At 62.7% G+C, this 14,517-nt stretch carries 13 protein-coding genes; 10 read left to right on the top strand and 3 right to left on the bottom strand.

Annotated elements, in window-relative coordinates:
- Window positions 1–34: 34 nt before the first annotated feature.
- The 3 genes from UF78_RS18185 to UF78_RS18175 form a co-directional block, all read right to left on the bottom strand.
- Window positions 35–757 carry a 3'-5' exonuclease gene (locus UF78_RS18185; protein ID WP_045163626.1) on the bottom strand — a complete coding sequence of 241 codons (723 nt, stop codon included), beginning with the start codon at window positions 755–757 and terminating at the stop codon, window positions 35–37.
- Window positions 754–2,646, bottom strand: coding sequence for a DUF294 nucleotidyltransferase-like domain-containing protein (locus UF78_RS18180; protein WP_045163625.1), 1,893 nt, complete (start codon window positions 2,644–2,646; stop codon window positions 754–756). The genes UF78_RS18185 and UF78_RS18180 overlap by 4 nt, the downstream gene beginning before the upstream one ends.
- A 233-nt stretch (window positions 2,647–2,879) precedes the next feature.
- Window positions 2,880–3,281 carry a DUF488 domain-containing protein gene (locus UF78_RS18175; protein WP_045163624.1) on the bottom strand — a complete coding sequence of 134 codons (402 nt, stop codon included), beginning with the start codon at window positions 3,279–3,281 and terminating at the stop codon, window positions 2,880–2,882.
- A 197-nt stretch (window positions 3,282–3,478) separates the two neighbouring features.
- Between UF78_RS18175 and UF78_RS18170 the strand changes: the two genes are divergently transcribed.
- The 10 genes from UF78_RS18170 to tatA all read left to right on the top strand — a co-directional run bounded on the left by UF78_RS18170 (window position 3,479) and on the right by tatA (window position 14,231).
- Window positions 3,479–3,832 (top strand): hypothetical protein, encoded by a 354-nt coding sequence (locus tag UF78_RS18170; protein ID WP_045163623.1) that lies wholly within the window; start codon window positions 3,479–3,481, stop codon window positions 3,830–3,832.
- 63 nt (window positions 3,833–3,895) lie between these two features.
- Window positions 3,896–4,336 (top strand): CopD family copper resistance protein, encoded by a 441-nt coding sequence (locus UF78_RS18165; RefSeq protein ID WP_045163622.1) that lies wholly within the window; start codon window positions 3,896–3,898, stop codon window positions 4,334–4,336.
- 259 nt (window positions 4,337–4,595) lie between these two features.
- Window positions 4,596–5,852, top strand: a complete 1,257-nt coding sequence (locus tag UF78_RS18160) for an acyl-CoA dehydrogenase family protein (protein WP_045163621.1) — start codon at window positions 4,596–4,598, stop codon at window positions 5,850–5,852.
- Between the two features lie 305 nt (window positions 5,853–6,157).
- On the top strand, window positions 6,158–8,347 hold the full coding sequence (nosR, locus tag UF78_RS18155; RefSeq protein WP_045163620.1) for a transcriptional regulator NosR: 2,190 nt from the start codon (window positions 6,158–6,160) through the stop codon (window positions 8,345–8,347).
- 55 nt (window positions 8,348–8,402) lie between these two features.
- Window positions 8,403–10,304: a TAT-dependent nitrous-oxide reductase gene (gene nosZ, locus UF78_RS18150; RefSeq protein WP_045163619.1), complete on the top strand. Its 1,902-nt coding sequence runs from the start codon at window positions 8,403–8,405 to the stop codon at window positions 10,302–10,304.
- A gap of 65 nt (window positions 10,305–10,369) precedes the next feature.
- Window positions 10,370–11,677, top strand: a complete 1,308-nt coding sequence (locus UF78_RS18145) for a nitrous oxide reductase family maturation protein NosD (protein WP_045163618.1) — start codon at window positions 10,370–10,372, stop codon at window positions 11,675–11,677.
- Complete coding sequence (locus UF78_RS18140) at window positions 11,674–12,600, top strand: ABC transporter ATP-binding protein (protein WP_045163617.1); 927 nt, start codon at window positions 11,674–11,676, stop codon at window positions 12,598–12,600. The genes UF78_RS18145 and UF78_RS18140 overlap by 4 nt, the downstream gene beginning before the upstream one ends.
- Window positions 12,597–13,424, top strand: a complete 828-nt coding sequence (locus UF78_RS18135) for an ABC transporter permease (protein ID WP_045163616.1) — start codon at window positions 12,597–12,599, stop codon at window positions 13,422–13,424. The genes UF78_RS18140 and UF78_RS18135 overlap by 4 nt, the downstream gene beginning before the upstream one ends.
- A gap of 22 nt (window positions 13,425–13,446) precedes the next feature.
- Entirely contained in the window at window positions 13,447–14,001 is a 555-nt protein-coding gene (locus tag UF78_RS18130) for a nitrous oxide reductase accessory protein NosL (RefSeq protein WP_045163615.1), read from the top strand.
- 53 nt (window positions 14,002–14,054) lie between these two features.
- The gene (gene tatA / locus UF78_RS18125; RefSeq protein ID WP_045163647.1) at window positions 14,055–14,231 is read left to right on the top strand and encodes a twin-arginine translocase TatA/TatE family subunit; all 177 of its coding nucleotides are present in this window, start codon (window positions 14,055–14,057) and stop codon (window positions 14,229–14,231) included.
- Window positions 14,232–14,517 lie beyond the last annotated feature (286 nt).

Here is a 14,517-nt window from a genome sequence, read left to right as displayed (position 1 = left end):
ACAAAGAAACGCGACCCATGGCGGTCGCGTTTTTTTAGTTCCAGAGATCGCCCACCGCCGTCGTCGGTGGATAGTGCCTGGCCGCCTGCGCCTGCAGCAGTTCGGCGGTGGCCAGGGCGTCGGTCAGGGCATGGTGTGCCTGGTACAGCGGCAAGCCGTAGCGCAGGCGGCTGTCGGCCAGCCGGATCGATACCGGCCGCTGCTTGTCGATCAGACGGCGCAGCCAGCCGGGCCGGCGTCGGCGCGGATGCAGCCGTGCTTCAAGCTGCATGGTGTCGATCACCGGGAATTGCAGCCCTTCACCCAGCAGGTGGCGCACCGCTTGGTCCAGAAAACCCCGTTCTATGTTGCGGTAATGCACCACCACGATCTTGCCGGCCATGGCGGCGAGCAGCTCGTCGAGCACGGTGGCCAGTCGTGGCGCCTCGCTGATATCCGAATGGGTGATGTGATGGAAGGTGACCGATTGGCTGCTCAGCTCGCAAATCGGTTTGACCACCCAGTAACTGGCCTCGCGGCAGCGGATGCGGCGCAGGTCGAAGGGCACCAGGCCGAGACTGACGATCGAGTCGCGCTGACTGTCCAGGCCGGTGGTCTCGACATCCAGCGCGAGCAAGGGCACCTGCTCCAGGGGCGTGTCAGCGCTGACCGTGCCGGCTTGGTAGAAGCGTACCAGGCGTGGATCGCGTGCCGTTTGCGCCAGTTGGGCGAACAGGCTTGGCCAATCGGGGGTTGGCGTATGGGCGTTACGCTTCATAGTGGTCGGCTTTGAGCTTGACCAGGGTAGCGGAAGCGCAGGAACTGCTGCGCATTGCTCAACACCTGGAAGGCCGACTTGAGGTTGTGTCGTTCGTTGGCTGACACCTTTTCCGGTTCTATGTAGTTATCCGGCTCGCGCCCCTCCAGCAGGTCCATGGCCTGATGACGGATGCGCACGATCGAGAGGAACTCCAGGGCATTGCGCAGCTGGGTGATGGCGTCTTCGGTCAACAGTTTGGTGGCGGCGATGGCGTCCAGGCGCTCCAGCGAGTTCTGGGCTTTGGAGCCGACGGCCAGGGCGTGTACCCGGATCAGGTCGGTCAGAGGCGCGGTGCCGCGGCCCTTGAGGTTGATGATGTTGTTCTGCTGACCGTCCTTTTCCATCACGAAGGTGCGAAAGAAGCCCAGGGGTGGTGTGCGGTTGAGCGCGTTGCGTGCCAGGCTGGCGAGAAACAGCGGGTTGCTGCTGGCTTTCTGCGCAATCAGATCCTTGAGGCCTTCCACCAGGCTGGCCTCGCCGTAAACACTGTCGAGGTCGAAGAAGATCGAACTGTTGAGCAGGGTTTCCGGGTTGGGCTGCTCGATCCACTGGGTGAAATAACTTCTCCAGACCCTCAACGGCTGGCGCCACTTGGGGTTGCTGGCCATGATCCCACCCTTGCAGTAGCTGTAGCCGCAGGCAGCCAGACCGTCGCTGACGAAGCTCGCCAACTGGAGGAAATATTCGTCGTGGATTCGCGGGTCGAAGCGGTTGTCGATTACCAGGGCATTGTCCTGGTCGGTAACGATCAGCTGTTCGTCACGCGCCATGGATCCCAGGACCATGTAGCAGTAGGGCACCGGCGGTGGTCCCAGCCGTTCCTCGGCCAGTTCCAGCAGGCGATGGGTCAGGCTGCGGCCGATCCCTGACATGGCGCTGCCGATCATGTGCGCGGTGGCCTCTTCATTGACCATGCGCAGGAAGGTTGCGCGCAGGTCCGGCAGCAGGGCCTGCAGTTCGGCCACCGATTGCTTGTTGAAGATGCTGTTGACCAGATACAGGCTGCTTTGCGATTCGTACTTGATGATGTCCGACAGGTTGATCACCCCAACCGGGCGCTGGCGATGCATCACCGGCAGGTGATGGATGTTATGGCGCAGCATGCACAGCATCGCCTCGAATACCGAGTCGTCGGCCTGAATGGTGATCGGGTTGGGTGACATCACCTGGTCGACCGGGGTATCCAGTGCCAGGCCTTCGGCTAATACTCGAGTGCGCAGGTCGCGATCGGTGGTGATGCCGGTCATAATCTGGATGCTGGACGGCGCGGAAGCGGTCGCTGGTGGGCCCAGGATCACCAGCGAGGAGACCCCATGTTCGGTCATCACCTGCGCCGCCTCCTGCACGCTGGTGCCCAGCGGTACGCTGACGGTGCGCCGGGTGATCAGCTTGCGCACCTTGATCTTCATCAGCTCGCTGGCCTTGCCGTTCGGCTCTTCCGGCTTCAACCGCGACTGACCTTCGGCCTCGACGAAGTCGGCGAAGGCGTCATGCGCCTCGCACAGCTGTTCGAACAGCTGGCCGGGAATGAAGTAGATCAGGCTGTCTTCGATCGCCCGTGCCGGCAGGCGCACCCTGTGCCCGCGCAGCAGGCCGAACTGGCCAAACACCTCACCCTCGGACAGGCGGTTGTACAGCTCGCCGTTGCGCCGGTAGATTTCCACCGCGCCGCTGCGAATGTAGTGCAGGTCCTCGATCGGTTCGCCATAGCGGAGGATGTCGCTGCCGGCCTTGAAATAGCTGACCTCGACCTGCCGGGCGATTTCGTCGAGGGTGTCGTCCGGCAGTCCGTCGAAGGGGGCGAAGCGACTCAGGTGGTCGCGTATCTCTATCAGCTCGACCTGCATGCAAATCTCCTGGCAGCACGCTCACGCTATTGAATGCATTGAACCATAGCCGCGGCTCTCAGCGTCGGGGCGCGGTGGCGCGAGTCGTTGGCTGGCAGCTGCATGTCGTTCGGTGGCGCGCTCGGGTTCGTTTGAATGCTGGTGCGAGGAGATCCTGTCCTATGGCCGTCGTATGACGCGCAAATCAGAGCCGACGTGATGCGTGCGCTGACGGTCAACCGCAACCCTGCCCCTCACGCCATCCGCTCGCCGGCATAGCAGGTCGGCGAACTCGGCGCGCCACGCCGTTCCAGCTCTTCCTCCAGCCATTCGGCCAGTACTCGCGCGTTGTTCTGCTGCTCGTCGCGGGCGGCGTAGATCAGCGTCAGCGGGCCTTTAGTGGCGATGTCCAGTAGCGGCCACCAGTGCTCCGGGTGGCCCGCCAACTCTCGCCGGTAATCGTCTCGAAAGGTCTCGTATACCTTTTCGCCTGCCTTGAACGCGCGTCGCAGCTCGGTCGAGGGCGCCAGATCCTTGCGCCAGTCATCCAGCGCCAGCGCTTCCTTGCGCAGGTTTCGCGGCCAGAGCCGATCAACCAGCACACGATGTCCATCGTTGGGTTCCGGAGTCTCGTAGGCGCGTTTGCAGCGGATCATCGGCCGGCTCCATCAGCATGAAATATAAGGCGATCAAATAAGGGTTAAAAAAACTTATCGCTAGGTCGTTATAACCATATGGATGTGGGTAAAAAGTACATCACCTGTTTCAGGTGTTTGAAAAATAAAGAAATTAAAAGCGGCACGCTTCGTGATTGTCATCAAGGGAACGACACAACACCTTGAAGGAGCATCGCATGAAAAATCTAGTCGCTTTGGTTACCTGTGCAACCCTATTGTCCAGCTCGCTGGCTGTCGCTGATTCGGTGGTAACGGCGCGAGAGGACCGCGTCGTCGGCGGCGGTTTCGGCGGGCTCAGTGGATTCATGCTCGGGGCCGCTGCCGGTGGGCCAATCGGCGCGCTGGTCGGCGGTGGCTTGGGCTATTTTGCCGGGCAGGGCGTGCAGAAGGCGGCGGGGCTCGAACAGACGCTCTATGTTGTTGAGCACGAAGATGGCAGCCAATCACGCCTACGCAGTTCTCACAATGGCCTGGTCGCCGGGGAGCAGGTACAACGCGACGGCACGCTCATCAGCGCAGACAACCGCTAGGGCCCCGCAGCGCAGGTCTGCCGTTCTGATAGGCTGGCCGGCATCAGACGCGAAGGAGCCGAGATGAGCTACTCCTTGTTACACATCACGCATCTACTGGCGGCGATCTTCTTTATCGGCGCGCTGTTCGTCGAGGTCGCCGTGCTCGCCCGGGTGCGCCAGCAGATCGAGCCGGCGACCATGCAGACCGTCGACAAGGCGGTCAGTGCTCGCCTGCGGGTGGTGCTGCACTGGGTGGTGGTGTTCGTCTATGGCGCCGGCATCGGCCTGGCCTGGCATCACCGCCAAGCACTCGCCGATCCCTTCTCCAGCAGCTTCGCGACGTTGTTGTCGTTGAAAATCCTGCTGGCGATCGGGGTGTTCTTCACCTTCGGCCTGGTCGCGATGTTGCTGCGCAGCGGGCGCATGACGCCGGCGCGCTATCGGCGCGTTCATTGGGCAATATTTGCCCAGATGATTGGCATCGTGCTGCTGGCCAAGGGCATGTTCTACCTGCACTGGTAACGGGCCGCGGCCGCCCAGGCCGTTATCCCCAACGGGCCTCACTGCGGGCCTTCGGCTTGTGCCTGTTGTCGATCGGGCGGTTTATGCCAGTCGCGTCTCTACTGCATCGACACAGGGTCGGCGATGACCTCGGTCAATCCCCATGCGCTATCGGCTGGCGTGATTGTGGGCAGATTCAGCCGCTTTAGCCTTGTTTGTTTCGGCTCCCATCGCGCCTATCGTCAGCGCATCCCTGCCCGTCAGATCAACGAGGTATCCGATGAATTTCGCCTACAGCCCACGTGTTGAGGCCTTGCGCCAGCAGCTACTGGCCTTTATGGATGAGTACGTTGTGCCGCGTAACGGCGCCTGGCACATGGAGGTCGCCGCCGGAGCCTACCCGGTGTCGTTCATGGAGGATCTGAAGGCGCTGGCACGCTCTGAAGGGCTGTGGAATCTGTTCCTGCCTTCGCTCGGCGAGGACGAACCGGGCACGGGTCTGAGCAATCTCGAATACGCCCCGCTGGCCGAAATCATGGGCCGTGTGCATTGGGCATCGGAGGTGTTCAACTGCAACGCGCCGGACACCGGCAACATGGAGTTGCTGCACCTGTTCGCCACGCCGGCGCAGCGTGAGCGCTGGCTCAAGCCTCTGCTCGAGGGCGAGATCCGCTCGGCCTTCGCCATGACCGAGCCGGACGTGCCATCCTCCGATGCCACCAACATCCAGACACTGATCCGCCGCGACGGCGACGACTACGTGATCAACGGTCGCAAGTGGTTCATCACCAATGCCTCGCACCCCAACTGCAAGCTGCTCATCGTCATGGGCAAGACCGACCCGGACGCCGATACCCATCGGCAGCAGAGCATGATCCTGGTGCCGTTCGACACGCCCGGTGTCGAGCGAGTGCGCAATATCCCGGTGATGAACCACGTCGCGCCGGAAGGCCACTGCGAGCTGCTGCTGCGTAACGTGCGGGTGCCGGCCACCAACTTGCTGGGCCAGGAAGGGCAGGGCTTCATGATGGCCCAGGCTCGGCTCGGCCCAGGGCGCATCCATCATTGCATGCGCTCGATCGGCATGGCCGAGCTGGCGTTGGAGTTGATGGTCGAGCGCTGCCAGGAGCGCAAGGCGTTCGGCAGGTACCTGCAACAATATTCGAATATCAGCGACTGGATCGCCGAGTCGCGTATCGAGATCGAACAGGCGCGGCTGCTGGTGCTCAAGACCGCCTGGATGATCGACGAAGTCGGTGCCAAGGCAGCGCGCAAAGAGATCGCAATGATCAAAGCGCTGGTGCCGCGCATGCAGACGCGGGTAGTCGACCGCGCCATGCAGGTCTATGGCGGCATGGGGCTGACCCCCGATACGCCGCTGGCCGACATGTGGACCGCCGGCCGTGCCCTGCGCTTCGCCGACGGTCCGGATCAGGTGCACCTGCGCAGCATTGCGCGGATGGAGATCAAGGCCAGCGAAGCCACCCGCGGTGCGACCATGGTCTACCTCACCCCGCCCGGACGTCACGGCGTGTAGCTGGCTGGTGGGCTGAAGCGGAACGCCGCTCGGCCCATCCTACCGGGTGCGAATCCTTCATTCACGGTGAGCGCCAGACCGCCACGGTCAATGCTCGATGGTCATTGCGACTGAACCGCGAGCAGACCAGCTAACCGCTCTTGCTTCGGACGGGCGCGAGACTATCGGCGCTCCGCCAGATCCCGTCTCGTTGACATGGCTCAATGCAATCAGGGTTACCCGTGCAAGCTTGATCCGAGTCAAGGAGAGCGCCCGACCCACTCCCTACCATCGCTTCACATTCGATAAGTGAAAGTGGGTAGGTCATGAAGTCCCGTCTATCTCTCGCAGTAGCTGTCAGGCGTGCATGGGGGCTTGGCTTCACTCTGCTGATGACGTTGATGTTGGGCGCCGTAACCCTCGAGGCCAAGGAATACGAAGCCGAACAGCAGCGACTCGAACAATTCTTTCCTGGCACCAGCCTCTCCGCGCCCGAGGGCGACTATCAGGTGCGCACCATCCGCAAGGGTGACGAGGTGCTCGGTTACGCCTTCCAGACCATCAACGTGGTCGACATTCCGGCCTATTCCGGCAAGCCGATCAATATCCAGGTGCTGCTCGATCCGCAGGGCGTGATAGTCGATGCCTATGTGCTTGAGCACCACGAACCGATTCTGCTGGTGGGCATCCCGGTGGAGAAGCTCCACGCATTTACCGCCAAGTACCAGGGCATCAAGATCGATCAGCGGGTGGTCGTTGGCCATTCCAGTGACGAAAAGGCCGTCACCATCGATGCCGTGACCGGCGCCACGGTCACTGTGATGGTGGTCAACGAGATCGTCATGCGTGCCGGTCACGACGTCGCGGTATCGCTCGGGCTGGTCGAGGACAAGGGCGGCGCGACGCAGAAACCGGCCACGATTCGCCAGGATGACTATCAGCCGGCCAGTTGGAGCGAGCTCACCGGCAACGGCGCGATCCGCCGGTTGCACCTGACCAAGGGCGACATCGACCAGGCGTTCAAGGGCACCGACGCCGAGGGCATCGACGAAGCCGCCCCGGAAGCTGCCAACGAGACCTTCATCGACCTCTATGCCGCCGAAATCAATCCGCCGACCATCGGCCGCAACCTGCTGGGCGACAGCCAGTACCAGTCGCTCATGGGAGCGCTGAAGCCGGGCGAGCATGCCGTTGCGGTGATGGCCAGCGGCGAATATTCCTTCAAGGGCTCGGGGTACGTGCGCGGTGGCATCTTCGATCGGGTGCAGCTGCGCCAGTTCGGCAATGTCATCAGCTTCCGCGACATGGACTTCCAGCGCCTCGATGACGTCTATGCCGAGGGCATGCCGGATTTCGGTGAAATGGCCGTGTTCATCGTCCGCCAGCACGGCGCCTTCGACCCCGGCTCACCCTGGACGCTGGAGCTGCTGGTGCGGCGCCAGACCGGCCCGGTCAGCGGCGTGTTCACCAGTTTCGAGCTGCCGTACCAGATGCCCGAGGCCTACCTCGATCGCCCGCAGCCGAGTGCCGAGGAACTGGCTGCGGCCGAGGAGGCCAGCCGGCCGATGTGGGTCAACATCTGGTACCAGAAGAGCTTCCAGATCGGCGTGATCCTGGTCGCCCTGGCGTTGCTGACCGTCATCCTCTTCCTGCAGGACACCTTTACCCGGCGCCCACGCTTCATGCACTGGCTGCGTCGCGGCTACCTGGTGTTCACCGTAGTGTTCATCGGCTGGTACGCCTTAGGGCAGCTGTCGGTGGTCAATGCGCTGACCTTCGTCCATGCGCTGTTTCAGGATTTTCGCTGGGAGCTGTTCCTCACCGACCCGGTGATCTTCATTCTCTGGACCTTCACCGCGGCGAGCATCCTGCTCTGGGGACGCGGTGTGTTCTGCGGCTGGCTGTGCCCCTTCGGTGCCCTGCAGGAGCTGATCAACGAGGCCGCGCGCAAGCTGAAGATCCCGCAGTACGAACTGCCGTTTGCCGTGCATGAGCGGCTCTGGGCGATCAAGTACATCGTGCTGCTGGTGCTGTTCGGCATCTCGCTCGAGTCGATGATGATGGCCGAGAAGGCCGCCGAGGTGGAGCCGTTCAAGACGGCCATCACCCTGCACTTCGATCGTCAGTGGTGGTTCGTCGCTTACGCGGTGGCGCTGCTGGTCATCAACGTTTTCACCCGCAAGGTGTACTGCCGCTACATCTGCCCGCTGGGCGCGGCGCTGGCGATCCCCACCAAGTTCCGCCTGTTCGATTGGCTCAAGCGACGCAAGGAATGCGGCAACCCCTGCCAGCTGTGCGCCAAGGAATGCGAAATCCAGGCGATTCATCCGGACGGCCACATCAATGCCAACGAGTGCCATTACTGCCTCGATTGCCAGATGACCTACCACAACGAAAACAAGTGCCCGCCGCTGATTCTGAAGAACAAGCGCACCAAGCGCGGCAAGAAGGCCCCTGCCGGCCCGACGCTGATTCCCGTAGTGCAAGTGATGGACCCCGCGAGCGAGGCGCCGTAGCGCGAAAGCTCGCAATGATCCTCTGACCAAAAGCTGTCCCCTAAGGAGCAATCACATGAGCGACAAAGAAACCAAGAACCCCCAGGCGCTGGAGAAGAGTGGCCTCAGTCGCCGCGGCTTCCTCGGGGCCAGCGCCATGACCGGCGCGGTGGTAGCGGCTACGGCCCTGACCGGCGGCGTGATGACGCGCGAGTCGTGGGCGGCTGCGGTCAAGGAAGCGAAATCGAAGATCCACGTCGCGCCCGGTGAGCTCGACGATTACTACGGTTTCTGGAGCGGCGGCCACCAGGGCGAAGTACGCGTGGTGGGCGTGCCGTCGATGCGTGAGCTGATGCGTATCCCTGTGTTCAACGTCGATTCGGCCACTGGTTGGGGACTGACCAACGAAAGCCGCCACATCATGGGCGACAGCGCGAAATACCTGAACGGCGACTGCCACCATCCGCATATCTCGATGACCGATGGCAAGTACGACGGCAAATATCTGTTCATCAATGACAAGGCCAACAGCCGCGTCGCGCGGATCCGTCTGGACATCATGAAGTGCGACAAGATGCTCACCGTGCCCAACGTCCAGGCCATTCACGGCTTGCGTTTGCAGAAGGTGCCGCACACCAAGTACGTGTTCGCCAACGCCGAGTTCGTGATTCCGCACCCCAATGACGGCAGCAGTTTCGACCTGCAGGCCGAGAGCGCCTACACCCTGTTCAACGTCATCGATGCCGAGAAGATGGAGATGGCCTTCCAGGTCATCGTCGACGGTAATCTGGACAACACCGATGCCGACTACACCGGCAAGTATGCCGCCTCCACCTGCTACAACTCGGAAAAGGCCTACGACCTGGGCGGCATGATGCGCAACGAGCGCGACTGGGTCGTGGTGTACAACATTCCGCGCATCGAGGCCGCCATCAAGGCCGGCAAGTTCAGCACCATCGGTGATTCCAAGGTGCCGGTGGTCGACGGTCGCGCAGGCTCCGAGTTCACCCGCTACATTCCGGTGCCGAAGAACCCGCACGGCTGCAACACGTCCTCCGATGGCAAGTACTTCATCGCAGCCGGCAAGCTGTCGCCGACCGTCACCATGATCGAGATCGCCAAGCTCGATGACCTGTTCGATGGCAAGCTGAAGGATCCGCGCGATGTGGTCGCCGCCGAACCGGAACTGGGCCTCGGCCCGCTGCACACCACCTTCGACGGCCGCGGCAATGCCTACACCACGCTGTTCATCGACAGCCAGGTGGTCAAATGGAACATGGCCGACGCGGTGCGCGCCTACAACGGCGAGAAGGTCAACTACATCAAGCAGAAGCTCGATGTGCAGTATCAACCGGGCCACCTGCATGCCTCGCTGACCGAAACCAGCGAAGCCGACGGTCAATGGTTGGTGGCGCTGTGCAAGTTCTCCAAGGATCGCTTCCTCCCGACCGGGCCGCTGCACCCGGAAAACGACCAGCTGATCGACATTTCCGGCGACGAGATGAAACTGGTGCATGACGGCCCGACCTACGCCGAGCCGCACGACTGCATCCTCGCCCGTCGCGACCAGATCAAGACGCGCAAGATCTGGGAACGCAACGATCCATTCTTCGCGCCGACCGTCGAGATGGCGAAGAAGGACGGCATCACCCTGGAAACCGACAACAAGGTCATCCGCGACGGCAACAAGGTGCGCGTCTACATGACCTCGTCGGCACCGACCTATGGCCTGACCGAGTTCAACGTCAAGCAGGGCGACGAAGTCACCGTGGTCATCACCAATATCGACCAGATCGAGGACGTGTCCCACGGGTTCGTCATGACCAACCACGGCGCGAGCATGGAGATCAGCCCGCAGCAGACCTCGTCCATCACCTTCATTGCCGATAAGCCGGGCCTGCACTGGTACTACTGCAGCTGGTTCTGCCACGCGCTGCACATGGAAATGGTCGGCCGCATGCTGGTCGAGCCGGCGTAACACGACCGGGCGGGGGCGATCGCTCCCGCCTTTCACCTGCCTGGAAGCTGAAGAGGAACAACGCAGTGCTCAGATCTCAGGCGATATCCAGGCTTCAACCGCTGGCAGCGCTGCTGCTGGCACTGTTCTGCGGGGTGGCCGTGGCGGCCCCGCAACCCATCACCGTGCTGCCGTTACAGGCGGACGGCGAACAGCGCTGGCGCTTGCCCGCCGGTGAGTACAGCGGCTCGTTCAGTATCGACGAGTCGCTGCAGATCCGCTGCGAACCCGGTGCGGTCATCGACGCACAAGGCGAGGGCAACGCCCTGACCATCACCGCACCCGACGTCAGCGTCGAGGGCTGCGCCCTGCGCAATTGGGGGCACAACCTCACCGACCTCAATTCCGCCGTGTTCATCGGACCGAAGGCGCACGGCGCGGTGATCGAGGACAACCGGATGCAGGGCCCGGGCTCGGGCGTCTGGGTCGACTCCACCCACGACGTCAGCCTGATCGGCAACCGCATCCAGGGCGACCCGAACATCCGTTCGCAGGATCGCGGCAACGGCATCCACCTGTACGCCGTGAAGGGCGCGCAGGTGATCGGCAACCACGTGCGCGAAACCCGTGACGGCATCTACATCGACACCTCCAACGGCAACCTGTTGCAGAACAACGTGCTGGAGGATCTGCGCTACGGGGTGCACTACATGTTCGCCAATGACAACCGGGTGATCGGCAACATCACCCGTCGAACCCGTACCGGTTATGCGCTGATGCAGAGCCGCAAGCTGGAGGTCATCGGCAACCGCTCCGAGCAGGACGAGAACTACGGCATCCTGATGAACTACATCACCTATTCGACCATTCGCGACAACGTCGTCAGTGACGTGCGCAGCGGCTCGACCGGCGACAGCATGATCTCGGGCGCCGAGGGCAAGGCGCTGTTCATCTACAACTCCTTGTTCAACACCATCGCAGGCAACCGTTTCGAGAAAAGCGCGCTGGGCATCCACCTGACTGCGGGCTCGGAAGACAACCGCATCTCTGGCAATGCCTTTATCGACAATCAGCAGCAGGTCAAGTACGTGGCCACTCGCACTCAGGAATGGTCCATCGACGGCCGTGGTAACTACTGGAGCGACTACCTGGGCTGGGACCGCAACGATGATGGGCGGGGCGACGTAGCCTACGAGCCCAACGACAACGTCGATCGTCTGTTGTGGCTCTACCCGCAGGTGCGGTTGTTGATGAACAGCCCGAGCATCGAGGTGCTGCGCTGGGTTCAACGGGCCTTCCCGGTCATCAAGTCGCCTGGGGTGCAAGACAGCCATCCTTTGATGAAGCCGCCAACCGAACCATTGATGAGCAAAACGCAGGAGCCAACGCCATGAGCGCTGTAGAAATCCAGGGCGTGAACCAGCGTTACGGAAGCATGACCGTGCTGCATGATCTGAACCTGACCCTCGGCGAGGGCGAGGTGCTGGGCCTGTTCGGCCACAACGGCGCCGGCAAGACCACCAGCATGAAGCTCATCCTCGGCCTGCTGATGCCCAGCGAAGGGCAGGTGCGGGTGCTGAGCCATGCGCCGAACGACCCGGCGGTGCGCCGCCAGCTCGGCTATCTGCCTGAGAACGTGACCTTCTACCCGCAGCTCAGCGGCCGCGAAACGCTCCGGCATTTCGCCCGATTGAAGAGCGCGCCGCTGAAACAGGTCGACGATCTGCTGGAGCAGGTGGGCCTCGCCCATGCGGCCGACCGGCGGGTCAAGACTTATTCCAAGGGCATGCGTCAGCGCCTCGGCCTGGCCCAGGCGCTGCTCGGCGAGCCGCGCCTGCTACTGCTCGACGAACCTACCGTGGGCCTTGATCCGATTGCCACCGGCGATCTGTATCAGCTGATCGACCGCCTGCGTCAGCGCGGCACCAGCATCATTCTCTGTTCGCACGTGCTGCCTGGCGTCGAGGCGCACATCAACCGCGCGGCAATCCTCGCTAAAGGCCGCTTGCAGGCGGTCGGCAGTCTGGCGCAATTGCGTGTCGAGGCGGGCCTGCCGGTGCGCATCCGTGCCAGCGGCATGGACAACGGCGCGGCCTGGGTCCAGCGCTGGGATGCGGCCGGTCACCCGGCCCGCACGCTGGGCGAGCGCAGCGTCGAGGTTTCCGCCATCAACGGCCACAAACTGCCATTGCTGCGCGAGCTGCTCGGCGAAGGCGAGCCGGATGACATCGAGATTCATCAGCCTTCGCTGGAGGACCTGTACCGCTATTACATGGAGCGCGCCGGCGACGTCCGGGCCTCGGAGGGCACGCTATGAACCAAGTCTGGAACATCGCCCGCAAGGAACTCAGCGATGGCCTGCGCAACCGGTGGCTGCTGGCGATCAGTCTGCTGTTCGCGATGCTGGCGGTGGGCATCGCCTGGCTCGGCGCCGCGGCGTCCGGTCAGCTCGGCTTCACCTCGATCCCGGCCACGGTCGCCAGCCTGGCCAGTCTGGCGACTTTTCTGATGCCATTGATCGCACTGTTGCTGGCCTACGATGCCATCGTCGGCGAAGACGAGGGCGGCACCCTGATGCTGCTGCTGACCTATCCGCTGGGGCGCGGGCAGATTCTGCTCGGCAAGTTCGTCGGCCACGGCTTGATTCTGGCGTTGGCGGTGCTGATCGGCTTCGGCTGCGCGATGCTGGCCATCGCGGTGCTGGTCGACGACATCGAGATCGGCCTGCTGCTCTGGGCGTTCGGTCGCTTCATGGTGTCTTCGACGCTGCTTGGCTGGGTATTTCTGGCCATGGCCTATGTGCTGAGCAGCAAGGTCAGCGAGAAATCCAGTGCGGCCGGCTTGGCGCTCGGCGTGTGGTTTCTCTTCGTGCTGGTGTTCGATCTGGTCCTGCTGGCGCTGCTGGTGCTCAGCGAGGGCACCTTCAGCTCCGAGGCGCTGCCCTGGTTGCTGCTGCTCAACCCCGCCGACATTTACCGCCTGATCAATCTGTCCGGTTTCGAAGGTGGCAACGCCATGGGTGTGTTGTCGCTGGGCGGCGATCTGCCGCTACCGGGTGCCGCGCTCTGGCTATGCCTGCTGCTCTGGGTGGGCGTTTCGCTGCTACTGGCCTATGGCGTGTTCCGCCGCCGTTTGGCATGACTACGAGAAGGAAACTGTAACCATGAATGCGCTATACATCCGTTCGTCACGACTGCTGCTAACCGCGGCGCTGCTGTTGGGTTTGGCTGCCTGCAACGAGCCGGAGACCAACGAACAGGCGCTGGCGCCGGTGGCCTTCCATGCCAGCGATGAGTGCCACGTTTGCGGCATGGCGATCAGCGATTTCCCCGGCCCCAAGGGAGAGGCGGTGGAGAAGGGCAAGGTGAGGAAATTCTGTTCCACCGCGGAACTGCTCGGCTGGTGGTTGCAGCCGGAAAACCGCACGCTGCAGGCCAAGCTCTATGTTCACGACATGGGCCGCAGCAGTTGGGAGAAACCCGATGATCACTACCTGATCGATGCAACCAGCGCCTACTATGTGGCCGGTACGAAACTAAAGGGCGCGATGGGCGCGGTACTGGCGACCTTCGCCAAGGAAACCGACGCACAGCGCCTGGCAGCCGAGCAGGGTGGGCGGGTGCTGCGCTTCGACGAGATCGACCAGGCCGTGCTGCAACCCCAAGCCACCATGTCCATGGACATGACCGATCATCAACAGGCCCACGGCGGCCACTGATCGGCCGTCGGCACCGGCCGATCAACACAACTTGAAACGAGGTATTTGCAATGATGGGTATCAGTATCTGGCAACTCCTGATCGTGCTGATGATCGTGATCATGCTATTCGGCACCAAGCGCCTGCGCGGCCTGGGCTCCGACCTGGGCGGCGCGATCAGTGGCTTTCGCAAGTCAATGAACGACGGCGACAGCAGCGCCGCCGATGTGGTCAAGCACGAGCCGAAATAGCGTCGCAACCGACTGTCTTTGCGCTTTTCCTGTAGGAACCGCCCTCGGGGCGAGGCTTTTCGGCGCTGACTTGGCGCCATTCGCCGCGGGTCGCGGCTCCCACAGAAAAAGTGTGCGACCTGCACAGCGCAGCGCCACGCACGGGCGCGATTTGTGGAAGCGCCAACCCGGGGCGAGGCTTTTCGGCACCGAGTTGCGCCATTCGCCGCGGGTCGCGGCTCCCACAGAAAAAGCGTGCGACCTGCACAACGCAGCGCCACGCACGGGCGCGATTTGTGGAAGCCCC

The sequence above is a fragment of the Stutzerimonas stutzeri genome (assembly GCF_000952685.1).
GTDB lineage: Bacteria > Pseudomonadota > Gammaproteobacteria > Pseudomonadales > Pseudomonadaceae > Stutzerimonas > Stutzerimonas stutzeri_E.
Note: the sequence above shows the minus strand (reverse complement) of the source record. Positions and strands in the feature narration are given on the sequence as shown.

Bases quoted from the DNA above. Each gene is read 5' to 3' on its own strand.
- UF78_RS18185 (WP_045163626.1), bottom strand. From the start codon at position 757: ATGAAGCGTAACGCCCATACGCCAACCCCCGATTGGCCAAGCCTGTTC.
- UF78_RS18180 (WP_045163625.1), bottom strand. From the start codon at position 2,646: ATGCAGGTCGAGCTGATAGAGATACGCGACCACCTGAGTCGCTTCGCC.
- UF78_RS18175 (WP_045163624.1), bottom strand. From the start codon at position 3,281: ATGATCCGCTGCAAACGCGCCTACGAGACTCCGGAACCCAACGATGGA.
- UF78_RS18170 (WP_045163623.1), top strand. From the start codon at position 3,479: ATGAAAAATCTAGTCGCTTTGGTTACCTGTGCAACCCTATTGTCCAGC.
- UF78_RS18165 (WP_045163622.1), top strand. From the start codon at position 3,896: ATGAGCTACTCCTTGTTACACATCACGCATCTACTGGCGGCGATCTTC.
- UF78_RS18160 (WP_045163621.1), top strand. From the start codon at position 4,596: ATGAATTTCGCCTACAGCCCACGTGTTGAGGCCTTGCGCCAGCAGCTA.
- nosR (WP_045163620.1), top strand. From the start codon at position 6,158: ATGAAGTCCCGTCTATCTCTCGCAGTAGCTGTCAGGCGTGCATGGGGG.
- nosZ (WP_045163619.1), top strand. From the start codon at position 8,403: ATGAGCGACAAAGAAACCAAGAACCCCCAGGCGCTGGAGAAGAGTGGC.
- UF78_RS18140 (WP_045163617.1), top strand. From the start codon at position 11,674: ATGAGCGCTGTAGAAATCCAGGGCGTGAACCAGCGTTACGGAAGCATG.
- UF78_RS18135 (WP_045163616.1), top strand. From the start codon at position 12,597: ATGAACCAAGTCTGGAACATCGCCCGCAAGGAACTCAGCGATGGCCTG.
- UF78_RS18130 (WP_045163615.1), top strand. From the start codon at position 13,447: ATGAATGCGCTATACATCCGTTCGTCACGACTGCTGCTAACCGCGGCG.
- tatA (WP_045163647.1), top strand. From the start codon at position 14,055: ATGGGTATCAGTATCTGGCAACTCCTGATCGTGCTGATGATCGTGATC.